We start from the raw sequence: 15,479 nt of genomic DNA, 5'->3' as shown, positions 1-15,479 counted from the left end.
AAGGGTCCGAGCGTGCGCACAGGGATGAAGGTAGCGATCGGCGTCGGCGCGGCAGTGGTCGCGGTGGGTGTGGTGGCGGGGATCTACGGGCCCGGCCTGTACGCCGACCGGGCGAACGAAGCGGCGGACGACGAGCCGACGCTCCAGGCGTCGATGGCACCGCTCTCGGACACCGAGGCGGTCGAGGGCACCTGGACCGTCGGCGAGGGCTCGTTCGCCGGCTATCGCGTCGACGAGGTGCTCCAGGGCGCGGACGTCACGGTCACCGGACGGACGGAGGACGTCACCGGTTCCGTGACCGTCGCGGACGGCGCCATCACGGCGGCGGATGTCGAGGTCGACGTCACCAGCGTGGCGACCGACGAGGCACGACGCGACGAGTACTTCCGGGACCAGGCGATGGAGGTGGACACCTACCCGACCGCCGTCTTCGAACTGACCGATCCCGCCGAACTCGAGACCGGAGCCACGTCCGTGGCACTGACGGGTAACCTCACCCTCCACGGCGTCACCCGGCCGGCCACCGTCGAGGCGGAGGTCGCCGGAGACGCGGCCGGCGGCGGTCCCGTCCAGGTCATCGGAAGCGTACCGATCACGTTCACCGACTTCGGCGTCGAGGCACCCGACCTGGGGTTCGTCTCCGTCGAGGACGAGGGCGTCATCGAGTTCTCGCTCCAGCTCGAGACCCAGGAGTAGGAGCAGGAGCCGGCCACCACACCGAAAGACACCCGGCGGCATCGATGCGGAGGACCACACCGACCGTGACCACGAGAGGACCTGCCCGTGGGCGCTGAGGACGAGCTCCTCGAAGCGGTACACGACTCACACGCCGACGCCCTGTACCGGTACGTCGTGCGCCGCACGGGCGACGAGGAGGAGGCTCGCGACGTCGTGCAGGAGACACTGCTGCGCGCGTGGCGGCACCCCGAGGTCCTCGAACGGTCCGAGGAGTCCGTGCGCTCCTGGCTCTTCACGGTCGCGCGGAACCTGGTCGTCGACCACCTCCGCAGCGCACGCCGCAACCGCGAGCACAGCACCGCCTCCGTGCCCGACCGCCAGGAACACGACAGAACCCACGCGGTACTCGACTCCTGGCTCGTCGCCGACGCCCTGCTGGCGCTCTCCCCGGACCACCGAGCGGTCGTGGTAGGCGCGTACTACCGCGGCCGCTCGGTGGCCGAACTCGCCACGGAACACGGCATCCCGCCCGGGACGGTGAAGTCACGCCTGCACTACGGGTTACGCGCCCTGCGCCTGGCACTGCAGGAGAAAGGAGTCACCTCATGATGGGGCCGGCAGACAGGAACGGCGGCGACCGCTACGCCGACTGGGACGCGGCCTACGTGCTCGGCGCCCTGAGCCCGACCGACCGTCGCACCTACGAGCGGCACCTGACCGAGTGCGACACCTGCCGCACCGCCGTGACGGAACTCGCCGGCATGCCCGGCCTGCTGAGCACCGTGCCTCCGGCACACGCCGAGTCGCTCGCCACCGACCCACCCGGCAGCACCGACCCGCCCGGCAGCACCGACCCGCCCGACAGCACTCCGGCCACCCGCACCGGAGGCCCCCCGGTACCCGCCCTCCCGGTCGAACGCCTCGCCCGCGCGGTACGCCGCTCGCGCCGGCGGCGTCGCACACTGACAGCGGTCGCCGCATCGGCACTCGTGGCGGCGGCCGCCGTCAGCGGCTCCGTACTGGCCGATCCGAGCCTCTCCGATCCCCTCGGCGGTCCCCTCGGCGCCTCGGTCACGACACACCCCGCCGTCCCCACCACGAACGCCCGCACCATCGAGCTGCGCCCCGTCGGCACCGCGGACATGCGCGCCGAGGTGGTCGTCACACCGACCACCTGGGGCACGAAGTTCCAGTGGTCCTGCCACTACCCGCCCGAACCGGAACCGGAGCAGCCACCCGGCCCCGACCACGAACCGAACTACGAACCGCGTGAACCGATCACCTACGAACTCGTCGTCGTCGGCCGCGACGGCGCCCGCACCGTCGCGGCGACCTGGGTCTGGTCCGGAGGCACCACGACGGGCCTGGACGCCTCCTCCGCGGTGCCCCTGAGCGAGATGGACCGGATCGAGATCTCCCTGGGCGGTCAGGAGGAGGCGCTCGCGGCAGGGACGCTGTGACCACGCCGTTCTTCGTCCACCGGCGCCGCGGCGGCGGACCGCCGCGTGCCGGTGGATCACTCGAACGTGACGTGCAGGTCGGCGCCGTCGCGTGTCGTCGCGACGAGCTCGGCGTTGCGCTGGTCCGAGCCGTAGGCCCAGGCCCGCGCCGCCTCGCGCGTCTTCCCGTGCGCGTGGTGCCGTGCCGTGAGGCGCTCCAACCGGATGTCGTCCGGCACGTCGACGTACCAGACCTCGGTCATGTGCTCTCGCGCGCACGGCCACCTGCCCGTCTCCGCCAGGAGGTAGTTCCCCTCGGTGATCACGAGCGGCACGTCCGGAGGCACGACCACCGCGCCCGCGATCGGCTCCTCGAGCTCACGCCGGAACTCGGGAGCGAGGACCGCAGCCCCGTGAGGGTGTGCCGCGGCGATGCGCGCGAGCAGGTCGGCGTAGCCCGCGTCGTCGAACGTGTCGATCGCGCCCTTGCGTTCCCGGCTCCCGCGCGCCTCCAGCACGGCGTTCGCGAGGTGGAACCCGTCCATCCCGACCACCACTGCCAGGTCCGGCCCGAGCGCCGCCGCGAGCCCCGCGGCGAGGGTCGACTTGCCGGCCCCCGGTGGTCCGGTGAGACCCAGGATGGCCCGGCCCGCCCGGGTGGGGTCGTCCGCGAGACGGCGAGCCCGGTCGACGAGTTCCGCGGGGACGGCGGGAGCGGTGGCGTCCGCGGACCACGCCGTCGCGGGCTCGTGGTCGCCGGTGACGCGATCGTCCGCCGGCTGATCCTCGACGGCAGCCTGCGCCACCGGCTCCGATGCCGCCTCGGCCACGTCGGACGGCGGCACGACGCGTTCCAGATGCTCCATCCATTCCCGAGGCCCCAGGTGCTGCACCCGCAACGAGGCCACGCGCACCGCCTCCGCACAGGCCTCGGGCAGTTCGGCGCCCATGGCCAGCGCGACCGTGAGTGCGCCGTGAAAGGCATCCCCGGCACCGAGCGTGTCGACGGCACGCACGGCGGGTACCTCGACCGTTCCGCGGGCATCGGCCGTCCGCCAGTCGACCGGCGCCGGCCCATGCGTCACCACGGTCGCCCCGTCCAGGCCCGCGTACCAGTCCTCGCGCCCCTCGGGAACACGGAACGCCGCCGAGCAGGCGATGACGTCCGCCTCGGGCAGCAGGTCGGCGAACACCGGACGCCATCTGCCCGCGTCGAGCACGATCAGCGGCCGCCGGCGCAGGGAGCGGACATGCGCGAGCACGCCCCGCGCGATCTCGGGATGGTGCCCGTCGAGCAGCACGACGTCGGGAGCGGGCAGGGCCGCCAGGTCCTCCCGGTGCGGTCCCGGAACCCGCGTCAACGCGCCGTCGGCGGAGACCACCGACCGCTCCCCCGTGGCGTCGTCGACCAGCACCGCCGAGACCGCGAGGTCGTGGCCGGTCCGCGCGACATCGTGCACCTCGACCCCGTGCCGCTCCAGCTCGGCACGCGCGGCCGTACCGACGGCGCTGGTTCCGAGCGCGGTGACCAGGACGGGCCGCACACCCAGGGCGGCGGCCGTGACCGCCGCGTTCGCGGCCGGGCCGCCTGCGGCGACGTCCTGGCGGACGGCGGTCACCTTCTGGTCTCGCTCAGGCCGTGCCGCGCGGTGAATCACGTCCAGCGTGGCGAGACCGGCGAACCAGCAGGTCAAAATTTCCCGGCCCGGCTGATACGGGGTCTCTCTTGCCATGGGATGAGGCTACGACACACTCCGGCATCTCAGGCGTCGAAGACACGATTGGCAATCCGGACATGGCTGCTCATCAGCAAACGGAAGGCTCTCTTCCACTTGATAAGAGATCCTACCAAGCCATTTGACATGGAAAACCTCCATTCATCGCGGAAACGGCCTCACCGGCGGGCCGCAACTCCGCTCGCCGAACTCCCATCAGGCCGGCGCCGGGACGCGCGCTCGCCGGGTGCCCGGCTCGACCTGCACCGCCGGTCGCCCTCCGCCGCCGTCCCCTCGCCGGGACGCCGTCGTACGTCGCAGCTCGTCTCGCTCGTCGGACTCCCTGTGGACACCGCCCGGCGCACCCGGTTACGGTTCCCGGCATGACGCCGCACCTGACCTGCCTTGACTGGTGGCCCGCCGACTAGGCGGGCTCGCGACGCATCCATCCACACGTCCACGACCGCCTCCCCCGGGGCGGTCGTCTCGTGTTCCCGCACGACTCACGGTCCCGGGCCGGCACCCCGAACCGAGAGGTCACAGATGTCCCGCAACTCCGCTTCCTCCGCCAGCCGGCATCCGCTCCTCGACCAGGTGCTCGCCTCCGACGGGTCCCTGCCCTTCGCGCTCCTGCGCCGCCACGGCGGCACGGAGGTCGAGGTCCTGGTCGGCGAGGTGATCGACGCCGACCTCCTGCGGGACGTCCCGCTCGACGGCGCGCCGGTGCTCGCGGTCGTCCCGTTCCGGCAGGCCCGCGAACGGGGCTTCACCGTTCACGACGACGGCGCGCCGCTGCGCTGCCTCGTCGTGCGCGACGCGGAGCTCGTCCCGCTGCCCGATGCCGTGGCCGCCCTGCCGCCCGAGCCCGTGGCCGCCGAGCCGCTCGGGTTCGACATCCCCGACGACGAGTACGCGCACATCGCGCGCCGCGTGATCGACGACGAGATCGGACGCGGGGCAGGGGCCAACTTCGTCATGATGCGCAGTTTCGAGGCTCGCACCGACGCGCCGCCGGTCGCCGCCCTGGCCTCGTGGTTCCGCGCGCTCCTCACGCACGAGGTCGGCTCCTACTGGACCTTCGCGGTGCACGCCCCGGCCCCGGCGGACGCGGCGCCCTCGGCCGCCGGGCCGCTGTCCCTCGCGGGCGCGACGCCCGAGCGGCACCTCACGGTGCACGACGGCGTGGCCCGGATGAACCCGATCAGCGGCACCTACCGTCACCCCGCGACGGGGCCCACGCGCGACGGCGTCCTCGAGTTCCTGCGCGACACCAAGGAGAACGAAGAGCTCTTCATGGTCGTCGACGAGGAGATGAAGATGATGAGCGTCATCTGCCCGGACGGCGGGCGCATCGTCGGCCCCTACCTCAAGCAGATGGCCCGGCTCAGCCACACCGAGTACCTGCTGGAGGGCCGCACCGCACTCGACCCACGCGAGGCGCTCCGCCTGACGATGTTCGCGCCCACCGTGACCGGATCTCCCATGGAGAACGCGTGCACGGTCATCTCCCGGCACGAGACCCGGCCCCGGGGCTACTACTCGGGGTTCCTCGCCCTGTTCGAACCCGGCCACGCGCCGGCGGCCGGGTCCGCGACCTACTCGCTCGACGCCCCCATCCTCATCCGCACCGCGTACCTCCACGACGAGGGGCGGGTCTCCGTCCCGGCGGGAGCAACTCTCGTGCGCCATTCCGTCCCGGAGAACGAGGTCGCGGAGACCCGGGCGAAGGCCGCGGGCGTACTGGCCTCCCTGGGGTTGGTACCGCGCGGCGCGGGGCCCGACGCCGTCGTCGACCTGAACGCGCAGCCCGGAGTCGCCGAGGCGCTCACCGCCCGCAACCGCCAGCTCGCCGAGTTCTGGGTCCGCCCGCAGGAGACGGCTCGTGCCGGGACGGCCGGCGACCCGTCGACCGGCCCGGCCGGCTCCCCGGAGGGCGCGGTGACCGCTCACCCGGCCGCTGGTCCCCACCCGGCCGGGGCCTCACCGCTGAGCGGGCAGGACGTCCTCGTGATCGACCACGAGGACCAGTTCACGACCATGCTCGCCCACCAGTTCCGCCACCTGGGCATGCACGCCCGCGTGGTCCGCTGGGACGCCGTCGACGACGTGCTCGGCGACGACCTGGTCGTCCTCGGCCCCGGCCCCGGCGACCCTCGCGACCACGGGGACCCCCGCATCGCCGCCATCACCCGGCGGATCCACGAACGCGTCACCGCGGGTCGGCCGTTGCTCGCCGTCTGCCTGAGCCACCAGGTGCTGGCCGAGCTCGCGGGCTTCCCCCTCCGCCGGCTGTCCGCGCCACGCCAGGGGATCCGGCTCGACGCCGACGTGTTCGGGACCACGGCCGCCGTCGGCTACTACAACACCTTCGGGGCACGGCTCACCACCATCGCCGCGGCCGACGCCGACAACCCGGTGGCACGGCTCGCCCTGGAGCCGTCGGTCGACGCGGACGGCGTGCTCACGGCCCTCCGCGGCCCCGCGGTCGCCTCCGTGCAGGGCCACCTGGAATCAGTGCTCTCGGCCGACGGCCTGACCGTCCTGGACTCCCTGACCCGTCACGCGCTGGGCGTCCCGGCGGAACCGACCCTGGCGCCCTGACCGCTCCGTCCGACTCGAGCCGCGAGCCGGTGCCCGCCGCGGGGCACCGCCTCGCGGCCCTGCCGTGCGGACGACGTCGGATCGCGCGGCGCCGCCGGTGAGGCCCGGTCAGGCGGTCAGCTCCCGGTACCGGTCCAGGAGCGACACGAACTCGCCACGGAGGCCGTAGGGATCCGCGCCGAGGGCCCCGGCCGCACGGGAGCGGGCGGACTCCAGGCTCGCACCCGCCGCGTACTGCGAACCACGGGCGACGAGGCCCGCCTCGACGACCGCGGCGGCGAACCGGAAGTCCGTGGACGGCACGTCCGTGAACGCGCCGGCCCCCACCGGGTACTCCTGCTCGGTGCTCCGGGACTCCCCGGGCTCCTTCCACCGCACGTGCACGGTCATGAAGTCGTCCGAGCCCGTCGCCCGTGCGTCCTGATACCTCAGCCCGTCGTCGACGGCACCCTCGGAAGCCGGGACGATCTCGTAGAAGGCCGTCACCGAGTGGCCGGCGCCGACGTCGCCGGCGTCCACGGCGTCGTCGGCGAAGTCCTCGTCGTCCAGACGGCGGTTGTCGTAGCCGATGAGCCGGTACTCGGACACCACCGCCGGGTTGAGTTCCACCTGCACCTTCAGGTCCTGGGCGACCACGAACATCGTCGAGTCGAACTCGTCCACGAGCACCTTGCGCGCCTCGTCGATCGTGTCGATGTAGGCGTAGTTGCCGTTGCCCTGGTCGGCGATCGCCTCCATCGTGTCGTCCTTGAGGTTGTGCATCCCGAAGCCCAGCACCGAGATGTAGACGCCGGACTCACGCGCCTCCTCGATCTGCTCCGTCAGCTGCTCCGGCGTCGACGGACCGACGTTGAAGTCGCCGTCCGTCGCCAGGATGACCCGGTTGTTGCCGCCGTCGATATAGTTCTTCCCGGCCAGCGCGTAGGCCGTCTCCAACCCCGCGGCGCCCCCGGTGGACCCGCCCGCGGACAGGGATCGCAGGGCGTCCGTGATGACGCCCTCCTCGGAGCCCGGCACCGAGTCGAGAAGCACCCGGTTGTCACCCGCGTAGGTGACGATCGAGACGACGTCGTCCGGGCCCAGCTTCGACGCGAGCAGCGAGAAGGACTCGGCCAGCAGGGGCAGCTTGTTCGGCTCGTCCATCGAGCCGGACACGTCCAGGAGGAACACGATGTTGTTGCCCTCGTGCGTCGGTACGGCTTCCGTCGCCTGGACGCCGATCATCGCGAGGTCGTGATCCGGGGCCCATGGCGCCTCGGCCACCTGTGTCGTCACCGCGAACGGCTGGTCGTCGTCCGGCCCGGGCGCGGGGTGCTCGTAGTCGAAGTAGTTGACGAGCTCCTCGATGCGCACACCCTCGGGCACCTGCCCCTGGGTGATCTGCCGGCGCAGGTTGCTGTACGACGCCGTGTCCACGTCGGCGGAGAAGGTCGACAGCGGGCTCGTGGTGACGTCCTGGAACGGCTGCTCGACAGCGTCGTCGTACTCCTCCTGGGCCTCCGGGGGCGCGCCCCGCCGGTCGTCGGGCGCCAGGGGCTCGGCGTGCGGCGGAACGTCGCCCTCGGAGTACAGCTGGGCGTCGGCGGCTTCCGCACCGCCGTCGACGAGGCTGTCGCCCTGACCGCCGCAAGCTGTCAGGACCACGGCGACGACGGCCGTCGTGGCCAACGCGGCAGCGGTCCGGGGGTGGATGGTGCGGTGCATGACACTTCCTCTCGTCCGGAGGTCTGGGCGGGCCCGGTGTCCGGACGGCGGCAGAGGCCTCACCAGCACGAACCGGTCTCGGTCCCGCACCGTCTGTGTCACGGCCTCCGACGACGTTGCACCTACCGCGTCACGGTCGTGCAACGGCCATGAGGATGCCGGCCTCATCCTGCTCGCCCGACGGGCCGGACGCCGCCGGCCGGACGCCGTCCCGGCTGACGCGGACCTCGTCGACGGCGGCTCGCAGGTCGGTCGTCGCCAGTGCGAGCGCCTGCTCCATGAGCGCGGCCTGCTGCACCAGCATCTCGGCCTGGGGCACCGTGTCCGGCTCCTGCGTCGTGACCCGCTGACCGACGATGCCTTCCGCGGACCGGATCGCGGCGTCGAGCGTGGCGCGAGCGTCGGGATCGGCGTGCGTGGCGTTCGACCGGACGTTGCGCGCCACGACGATCACCGTGGCCAGGCGCTCCGCCGTGGCCCGGCCGGCGACGACGCGCTCGTCGATCCGGGCGTTGAGCACCTCCAGGCGGTCGGTGGTCGTCGCGCGGGCCTGGCTCACCCAGCCGACGAGCACGGCCGTCACGATCGCGAGGACCGTGGCCGCGGCCGCGCATCGCCTCAGCACCCGGCCGACGGCAGTGCCGCCACGGCTGACCGGGACGACGTCGGCGGGACCGCTACCGGCGACGGAGCCGGCCTCGATGGATTCCGATGGCGTCTCGGTACCGGAAGGCTCCAGAACGGCGGTCTGCAAAGTCATTCGTCTCCCCCTGAGAACGAAACCGACGGCGAATGGTGCGTTCCTGGCCGCGCCCCCTTGACATGACAGCCCTGAGATGCCAGGAGGTGAGCCGACTCCCTGAGACTAGGGCGGCCGGAGCACCCTCGCGCGCTCAGACCGTGATCTGTGGAAAGCCGCCCATCACAGTCGTGAAAATGGGCGCTGACCTCGTGAAATGCATTTACCAAGCCGCCCGTTCACCGGACTTCTCGGCCACGACCAGCCGGTGCGTCGGGCGGGTCAGCGCGACGTACAGATCGCGCTCCCCGCCGGGCCGGGCCGCGACGATCTCATCGGGTGCCACGACGACCACCGCGTCGAACTCCAGCCCGCGCACCGCCGACGCCGGAAGCACCTGCGCCTCCTCCCCCACGGCGCGCGCCAGACCGGCGACACGCCGCTCGGCGCAGATCACGGCGACCTGCGCGCCGGGGTGAGCCGTGGTCTCGTCGGACACGACGCGGGCCACGTCCGCGGCCACGACGGCATCACCGGCCGCGACGGGCCCGGGCCCCCCGGGCAGGAGCAGCGTGCGCGGCGCCGCACCGTGTCGCACCGCGGTGCTCAGCTCCTGGTCGGGCGCGATGCGCGCGAGCAAACCCCGCGTCGCCCCGAGGATCTCGGCCGTGGTCCGGTAGGAGACCGTGAGCGTCCAGGTCTGCGTGCGGCCGTCGGCGATCCCCGTCAGAGCCTCGTCCCAGCTCCGCACCGTCGAGACCTGACCGGCCTGGGCGAAGTCGCCCACCACGGTCATCGACCGCGACGGGCAGCGGCGTGCCACCATTCGCCACTGCATGGGCGTGAGCTCCTGCGCCTCGTCCACCACGACGTGCCCGAACGTCCGCTCCGGTGGTCCGTCGACGAGCGCCGACGCCTCGTCGAGCAACGGCACGTCCGCGTCCGTCCACCCGCCCGTCCCCGGGTCCGGCCGCCAGGCGCGCCCCGGAGCCGCTCCCGTACCGTGCGCCCGGCCCGCCGCAAGCACCTCCCGAACCAGGTCTTCGGCGTCCAGCCGCGGCCACAACGTGTCCACCGCACGGTCGAGACCGCGGTCCGCGGCGAGTTCGGCGCGCACCGTATCCGGGTCGAACTCGTCATGGGCGTCACCGACGGCGCCGTCGTACCCGAGGTTCGTCAGATCGGCCGCCACGGACCGGTCCAGCGACGCGACATCGCGGCCCATGGACTCGGCGACCTCACGGTCGACACGTTCCAGGGCCGTCACCGCCTCACGTTCGAGGGCGTCGGTGAGCGCGTCCACCACATGTTCCTTGAACACCTCGCGTGCCGGGTTGTGCGCCGAGCCGTCGCCGACGGCGCGAGCCCGGGCCGCCGCGACCTCGCCGGCGGGGAGGTCGGGCAGGTCTCCCGGGGTGCGCAGAGGCCCGCCGGGAGCCTGCCGCCGTCGGACCGCCTCGGCCAGCGCGACGGCCATCCGGGCCTCGCCCTTGGCGCGTGCGTCCTCGTCGGACGCGGGAACCGAGGACCAGCACGCCTTCCGCCGCCGCGCGCTCGTGCGCGTAGAGCACATAGGCGGCTCGGTGCAGGGCGACCACGGTCTTGCCCGTGCCGGGACCGCCCTGCACCACGGTGACGCCCCGGTGCGGCGACCGCACGACCCGGTCCTGCTCGGACTGCAACGTGGACACCGCGGCACGCATGTGCCCGGTGCGGCGGGCGGTGAGCGCCTCGACGAGTGGCCCGTCGCCGACGACGTCGTCGGGGCCGGGCTCGGAGCCGTCCAGGATCTCGTCGCTCACCTCGGTCACGGTGCGGCCGTCGGTCCTGAGATGACGGCGCCGGCGCAGCCCTTCGGGAGCGAGCGCGGTGGCGGCGTAGAAAGGCCGGGCGGCATCGGCCCGCCAGTCGACCAGGAGCGGCTCGTCGGAGGCACCGGACCGCAGGCCGATACGCCCCACGTGCACCCACGTGCCGTCCGCGCGGTCGATCCGGCCGAAGCACAGGGCATGGGCGGCGGACTCGAGCGCATGGATGCGGGCACGCAGCCGGGACGCCGTGATCTCGCGCTCGGCGGCCTCGGCGGCGCCGGACGGGCGCTCGCGCAGAACGCGGGCCAGTTCCCGTCCGGCTGTCACGGCCTGCTCGTCGAGCAGCGCGTACATGCCGCTGACGCGTTCCTGTTCGACGGCGGTCTGGGCGGTCCGGGCATCGTGCGGCGCGGCGGTCCGGGGCACGGGTCTCCTCTGGTCGGCGGCCTGGACACAACGACCCGGGTGTGCCGATTGTTCCGGGCTCCCCCGCGCCCACCGGAGCGGTCACGGGTTCATTTCCTTGCAGCGGTCGGCAAGTGTCGCTTGGATGGGCGGCGGCCCACCCCGGTGCAGAGAGGAACACCCGGATGTCCCTGCTGGACAGATTCAAGGACGAGTTCATCGACATCGTCGAATGGACCGACGACTCGCGCGACACCATCGTGTGGCGCTTCCCGCGCCACGACAACGAGATCAAGAACGGGGCACGGCTCACGGTGCGGGAGTCCCAGACCGCGGTGTTCGTCAACGAGGGGCAGATCGCCGACGTCTTCGGTCCCGGGATGTACACGCTGCAGACCGCGAACCTGCCGATCCTCAGCACCCTCAAGGGCTGGAGGCACGGGTTCGAGTCGCCGTTCAAGGCCGAGGTGTACTTCGTCAGCACGCGGCAGTTCACGGACCTCAAGTGGGGCACCAAGAACCCGGTGATCGTGCGCGACGCAGAGTTCGGCGCCGTGCGGCTGCGTGCGTTCGGCGCGTTCACCGCCCGAGTGACGGATCCGGCGCTCCTGCTGCGCGAACTCGTCGGTACCGACCCGCAGTTCCGCACCGACGAGGTGCACGAGTACCTGCGGCAGAACGTCGTCAGCCGCCTCGGCACCGCCCTGGCGACCGCGGGCGTCCCCGTCCTGGATCTCGCGGCCCACCAGGGTGAGCTCGGCGACCGGCTCGCCGCCACGCTGTCCGGCGAGCTCGGACCGGAGCTCGGCATCTCGGTCCCCAGGTTCGTCATCGAGAACATCTCGCTGCCGCCCGAGGTCGAGGAGAAGCTCGACAAGCGCACCTCGATGGGGATCGTCGGCGACCTCGACCGGTACACGAAGTTCCAGGCCGCCGAGGCCCTCGAGGCCGCGGCCGAGAACCCGGGTGGTGGCGCCGCGGCCGTCGTCGGCATGGGACTGGGGCAGGCCACCGGGAGCATCGTCACCGGCGCGACGGCGCCCGCCGCACAGCCCGCTCCCGTGCGGCCCGGCACCCCGCCACCCCTGCCCGGGGGCACCCAGTGGTTCCTCGGCTCGAACGGCCACCAGACCGGCCCGTTCGACGACGCCGGCCTGGCAGCCCAGGCATCCTCCGGCACGCTCACGCCCGGCACTCTCGTGTGGCGGGACGGCATGCCGGGCTGGGTGCCGGCGTCGGACGTGCCCGACGTCGCACGGCACCTGCGCGCCACGCCCCCGCCGCTGCCGGAGCAGAGCTGAGGGCGCGGGCGGACATGACGGAGACCACGAACCCGTCCGCGCCGGCCCACCGGGACTACCCGTGCGCACAGTGCGGGGCGAGTGTCCGGTATGCGGCGGGGACGGGCGCGCTGACCTGCCCCTACTGCGGGCACACGCAAGAGGTCGCGACCACGGACCGCGTCGTGCGCGAGCACGACTTCGCGACACTTCTGGCGTCGGACCGCGAGCTCCCGCCCGACTCCCACGACTACGAGTGCGGCACCTGCGGTGCGGTCACGACGAGTGACAAGCTGTCACAGGACTGCGGGTTCTGCGGGTCGGCGATGGTCGCGGAGGTCGAGGGCCTGGGCCTCGTCACACCCGAGGCGGTCCTGCCGTTCGCCGTGGACCGCCCGTCGATGACGACGGCGCTGCGACGCTGGGCACGCACGCGCTGGTTCGCGCCGTCGGCCCTGAAGAAGGTGACCGCCGTCGAGCGGGCGCACAGCGTGTACCTCCCCCACTGGACCTACGACGCACAGACCACCACCGACTACGCCGGCCAGCGCGGCGAGCACTACTGGGAGACCGTGACGAGCACGGACTCGGAGGGCCGCACCACCACCCGGCAGGAACGCCGCACCCGCTGGTACCACGCGAGCGGTCGGGTCGCGCGGTTCTTCGACGACGTCCTGATCGCCGGGACCGGCCGCGTCATGCCGCAGCATCTGGCCAAGCTCGATCCGTGGCCGCTCGCCGACGCCGAGCCGTACCGGCCGGACTTCCTCGCCGGGCACGAGACGCTGCGGTACGACGTCGAGCCCGGAGCCGGGCTCGAGGTCGCGAAGCAGAAGATGGCACGCGTGATCACCGGCGACTGCGAGCAGGACATCGGCGGCGACGAGCAGCGTGTGCACCACATGGACACGCGGTACTCCGCCGTCACGTTCAAGCTGCTGCTCCTGCCGGTCTGGATCGCGACGTACCTGTACGGCGGCAAGGCGTACCAGGTCCTGATCAATGCCCGCACCAGCGAGGTCATCGGCGAGCGTCCGTGGTCGGCGTGGAAGATCGCCGGCGCGGTGGCGGCGGCGCTGGCGGTGGTGGCCGCGGTGGTCGTGCTGGTCCATCTCAACGGCTCGGGCTGACCACCGGCGGCGGCGTCGGGTCCGACGTCGAGTGGTCGGTCCTTTGTCAATGCGGTCGGCTCCCTGAGGGACCGACCGCATTGACAAAGGACCGACCGCTCGACAACCTGCCGACACAGCCTCCGCGGCTCGCCGTCGGCGTCAGCGGTCGACGCGGGCGCTGCCGCCGCGGGCGAGTTTGGTGACTTCGGGCAGGGTGGCGGTGGTGGTGTCTCCGGGAGTGGTCATGGCCAGGGCGCCGTGCGCGGCGCCGTACTGGACGGCCTGTTCCAGGGTGTCCAGTTCCATCAGCCCGTACGCCAGCCCCGAGGCGAACGAGTCACCCCCACCCACCCGGTCGAAGATCTCCAGACCCGGCCGGTGGGTCGCCTCGGCGAACCCCTCGAGACGCGACCACGCGATCGCACCCCAGTCGTTCACCGTCGCGGTCCGCACCCCCCGCAACGTGGTCGCCACGACCTGGAAGTTGTCGTACTCGCCCGAGGCCCGCTCGATCATGGCCCGGAACGCGCCCGTGTCCAGATCCGTCAGATCCTGCGACACGCCCTCCACCTCGAACCCGAGACAGGCCGTGAAGTCCTCCTCGTTCCCGATCATCACATCCACATGCCGCGCCAGCCTGCGGTTGACCTCCCGCGCCCGGGCCACCCCACCGATCCCCTTCCACAACGAAGGCCGATAGTTCAGGTCATAGGACACGACCGTGCCGTGGCGGCGGGCGGCCGCCATCGCCGCCTCGGCCACATCCGCGGCCGACTCCGACAACGCCGCGAAGATCCCACCCGTGTGCAGCCACCGCACCCCCGAGGAGAACAACGCCTCCCAGTCCACATCCTCCGGCCGCATCTGCGAGACCGCGGTATGCCCCCGGTCACTCACCCCCAACGCCCCACGCACCCCGAACCCCCGCTCGGTGAAGTTCAACCCGTTACGCACCCGCCGCCCGATCCCGTCGAACTCCCGCCACCGCACCCACGACGTGTCCAACCCGCCCCCCAGCATCAGATCCTCCACCAGCCGGCCCACATCGTTGTCCGCCAACGCCGTCACGATCGCGCCCCGCAACCCGAAACACCGCCGCAACCCCCGAGCCACGTTGTACTCACCACCCCCCTCCCACACATCGAACCGGCGCGCGTTACGCACACGCCGCTCACCCGGATCCAGACGAAGCATGACCTCCCCGAGCGCGACAACGTCATACCGGCACTCGGCCGCGGGACGGACAGACAACGAAGCATTCATCATCGAACTCCTTCACGAGAACAAGGCCACCAAGGCCACCGGACACCGCCAGACACACCAGACACGCCAGGCACAGGCACGCCAGGAGCAACAGGACACAGGCACGACACCTCAGGCACGCGACCCCGCCACGATCGACACAGCCCGCGCCGTACGACGAGTGATCTCCGCGAAATCACCCGCCACCACCAAGCCCCTGTCCACCATCCACGACCCACCCACCGCCAGCACCGACGGCAGACCGAGGTAGTCCGGCAGGTTCCCGGCACCCACCCCACCGGTCGGCACGAACCGCACCTGCCCGAACGGCCCCGACAGCGCCTTGATCACGGCAGGCCCACCCACGACACCGGCCGGGAACAACTTGACGGTCGAGATACCAAGCTCCAGCGCGGCCATCACCTCCGACGCCGTGGCCACACCCGGCACAACCGGCACACCCGCCTCCTGCGCCGCACGGACCACCGACACACTCAACCCCGGCGACACCACGAACGAAGCACCAGCCGCCACCGCCTCGTCCACCTGACGCGCATCCACCACCGTCCCAGCACCCACCAACATGCCCGGATGCCGGTCAACGATCGCCTCGATGACAGCCCCCGCACCAGCCCTACGAAAAGTAACCTCAGCCACCGGCAAACCACCCTCATCCAACGCCCCCGCCACACCAAGCCCCTGCCCGACATCATCGACAACAACAACAGGAACCACCCCCGCGCGCCCGAGACG

Annotated in this window: 13 protein-coding genes; 6 read left to right on the top strand and 7 right to left on the bottom strand. The window is 72.2% G+C overall.

The genetic code is table 11. The features are described from left to right. Nucleotides 1–12 precede the first annotated feature (12 nt). From J0911_RS07270 to J0911_RS07260, 3 genes are all read left to right on the top strand, one after another. Nucleotides 13–696 (top strand): YceI family protein, encoded by a 684-nt coding sequence (locus J0911_RS07270; protein WP_307864960.1) that lies wholly within the window; start codon nucleotides 13–15, stop codon nucleotides 694–696. A gap of 87 nt (nucleotides 697–783) precedes the next feature. Further along, nucleotides 784–1,287, top strand: coding sequence for a sigma-70 family RNA polymerase sigma factor (locus J0911_RS07265; protein ID WP_207274791.1), 504 nt, complete (start codon nucleotides 784–786; stop codon nucleotides 1,285–1,287). Further along, the gene (locus tag J0911_RS07260) at nucleotides 1,284–2,138 is read left to right on the top strand and encodes an anti-sigma factor family protein (protein WP_207274790.1); all 855 of its coding nucleotides are present in this window, start codon (nucleotides 1,284–1,286) and stop codon (nucleotides 2,136–2,138) included. The genes J0911_RS07265 and J0911_RS07260 overlap by 4 nt, the downstream gene beginning before the upstream one ends. Before the next feature lie 56 nt (nucleotides 2,139–2,194). Here the strand turns inward: J0911_RS07260 and J0911_RS21030 are convergent, their stop codons facing one another. Then, entirely contained in the window at nucleotides 2,195–3,850 is a 1,656-nt protein-coding gene (locus J0911_RS21030) for a nucleoside/nucleotide kinase family protein (RefSeq protein ID WP_307864959.1), read from the bottom strand. A 525-nt stretch (nucleotides 3,851–4,375) separates the two neighbouring features. Here J0911_RS21030 and J0911_RS07245 point away from each other — a divergent pair. Beyond that, the gene (locus J0911_RS07245) at nucleotides 4,376–6,433 is read left to right on the top strand and encodes an anthranilate synthase family protein (protein ID WP_207274789.1); all 2,058 of its coding nucleotides are present in this window, start codon (nucleotides 4,376–4,378) and stop codon (nucleotides 6,431–6,433) included. Between the two features lie 108 nt (nucleotides 6,434–6,541). Here the strand turns inward: J0911_RS07245 and J0911_RS07240 are convergent, their stop codons facing one another. The 4 genes from J0911_RS07240 to J0911_RS20205 form a co-directional block, all read right to left on the bottom strand. Continuing rightward, the gene (locus J0911_RS07240; protein ID WP_207274788.1) at nucleotides 6,542–8,137 is read right to left on the bottom strand and encodes a vWA domain-containing protein; all 1,596 of its coding nucleotides are present in this window, start codon (nucleotides 8,135–8,137) and stop codon (nucleotides 6,542–6,544) included. Nucleotides 8,138–8,267: 130 nt separating this feature from the next. Continuing rightward, complete coding sequence (locus tag J0911_RS07235; protein ID WP_207274787.1) at nucleotides 8,268–8,897, bottom strand: hypothetical protein; 630 nt, start codon at nucleotides 8,895–8,897, stop codon at nucleotides 8,268–8,270. Between the two features lie 202 nt (nucleotides 8,898–9,099). Beyond that, nucleotides 9,100–10,179, bottom strand: coding sequence for a helicase domain-containing protein (locus J0911_RS20210; RefSeq protein WP_242636419.1), 1,080 nt, complete (start codon nucleotides 10,177–10,179; stop codon nucleotides 9,100–9,102). After that, the gene (locus tag J0911_RS20205; protein WP_242636418.1) at nucleotides 10,148–11,113 is read right to left on the bottom strand and encodes a helicase domain-containing protein; all 966 of its coding nucleotides are present in this window, start codon (nucleotides 11,111–11,113) and stop codon (nucleotides 10,148–10,150) included. Before J0911_RS20205 ends, J0911_RS20210 begins: the two co-directional genes overlap by 32 nt. A gap of 164 nt (nucleotides 11,114–11,277) precedes the next feature. Between J0911_RS20205 and J0911_RS07225 the strand changes: the two genes are divergently transcribed. Then, nucleotides 11,278–12,393: an SPFH domain-containing protein gene (locus tag J0911_RS07225; RefSeq protein WP_207274786.1), complete on the top strand. Its 1,116-nt coding sequence runs from the start codon at nucleotides 11,278–11,280 to the stop codon at nucleotides 12,391–12,393. Nucleotides 12,394–12,407: 14 nt separating this feature from the next. Next, nucleotides 12,408–13,502 carry a TFIIB-type zinc ribbon-containing protein gene (locus J0911_RS07220; RefSeq protein ID WP_207274785.1) on the top strand — a complete coding sequence of 365 codons (1,095 nt, stop codon included), beginning with the start codon at nucleotides 12,408–12,410 and terminating at the stop codon, nucleotides 13,500–13,502. Nucleotides 13,503–13,643: 141 nt separating this feature from the next. Here J0911_RS07220 and J0911_RS07215 read toward each other — a convergent pair whose 3' ends face one another. Both J0911_RS07215 and eda read right to left on the bottom strand, forming a co-directional pair. Continuing rightward, complete coding sequence (locus J0911_RS07215) at nucleotides 13,644–14,750, bottom strand: sugar kinase (protein WP_207274452.1); 1,107 nt, start codon at nucleotides 14,748–14,750, stop codon at nucleotides 13,644–13,646. Between the two features lie 108 nt (nucleotides 14,751–14,858). Further along, a partial coding sequence (gene eda / locus J0911_RS07210) for a bifunctional 4-hydroxy-2-oxoglutarate aldolase/2-dehydro-3-deoxy-phosphogluconate aldolase (RefSeq protein ID WP_207274784.1) occupies nucleotides 14,859–15,479 on the bottom strand: 621 nt, incomplete at its 5' end.

The organism is Myceligenerans salitolerans (assembly GCF_017349295.1).
Lineage (GTDB): Bacteria > Actinomycetota > Actinomycetes > Actinomycetales > Cellulomonadaceae > Myceligenerans > Myceligenerans salitolerans.
This window is presented reverse-complemented; position numbering and strand designations above follow the sequence as displayed.

Bases quoted from the DNA above. Each gene is read 5' to 3' on its own strand.
- J0911_RS07225 (WP_207274786.1), top strand. From the start codon at position 11,278: ATGTCCCTGCTGGACAGATTCAAGGACGAGTTCATCGACATCGTCGAA.
- J0911_RS07215 (WP_207274452.1), bottom strand. From the start codon at position 14,750: ATGATGAATGCTTCGTTGTCTGTCCGTCCCGCGGCCGAGTGCCGGTAT.
- J0911_RS07220 (WP_207274785.1), top strand. From the start codon at position 12,408: ATGACGGAGACCACGAACCCGTCCGCGCCGGCCCACCGGGACTACCCG.
- J0911_RS07245 (WP_207274789.1), top strand. From the start codon at position 4,376: ATGTCCCGCAACTCCGCTTCCTCCGCCAGCCGGCATCCGCTCCTCGAC.
- J0911_RS07240 (WP_207274788.1), bottom strand. From the start codon at position 8,137: ATGCACCGCACCATCCACCCCCGGACCGCTGCCGCGTTGGCCACGACG.
- J0911_RS07260 (WP_207274790.1), top strand. From the start codon at position 1,284: ATGATGGGGCCGGCAGACAGGAACGGCGGCGACCGCTACGCCGACTGG.
- J0911_RS21030 (WP_307864959.1), bottom strand. From the start codon at position 3,850: ATGGCAAGAGAGACCCCGTATCAGCCGGGCCGGGAAATTTTGACCTGC.
- J0911_RS07235 (WP_207274787.1), bottom strand. From the start codon at position 8,897: ATGACTTTGCAGACCGCCGTTCTGGAGCCTTCCGGTACCGAGACGCCA.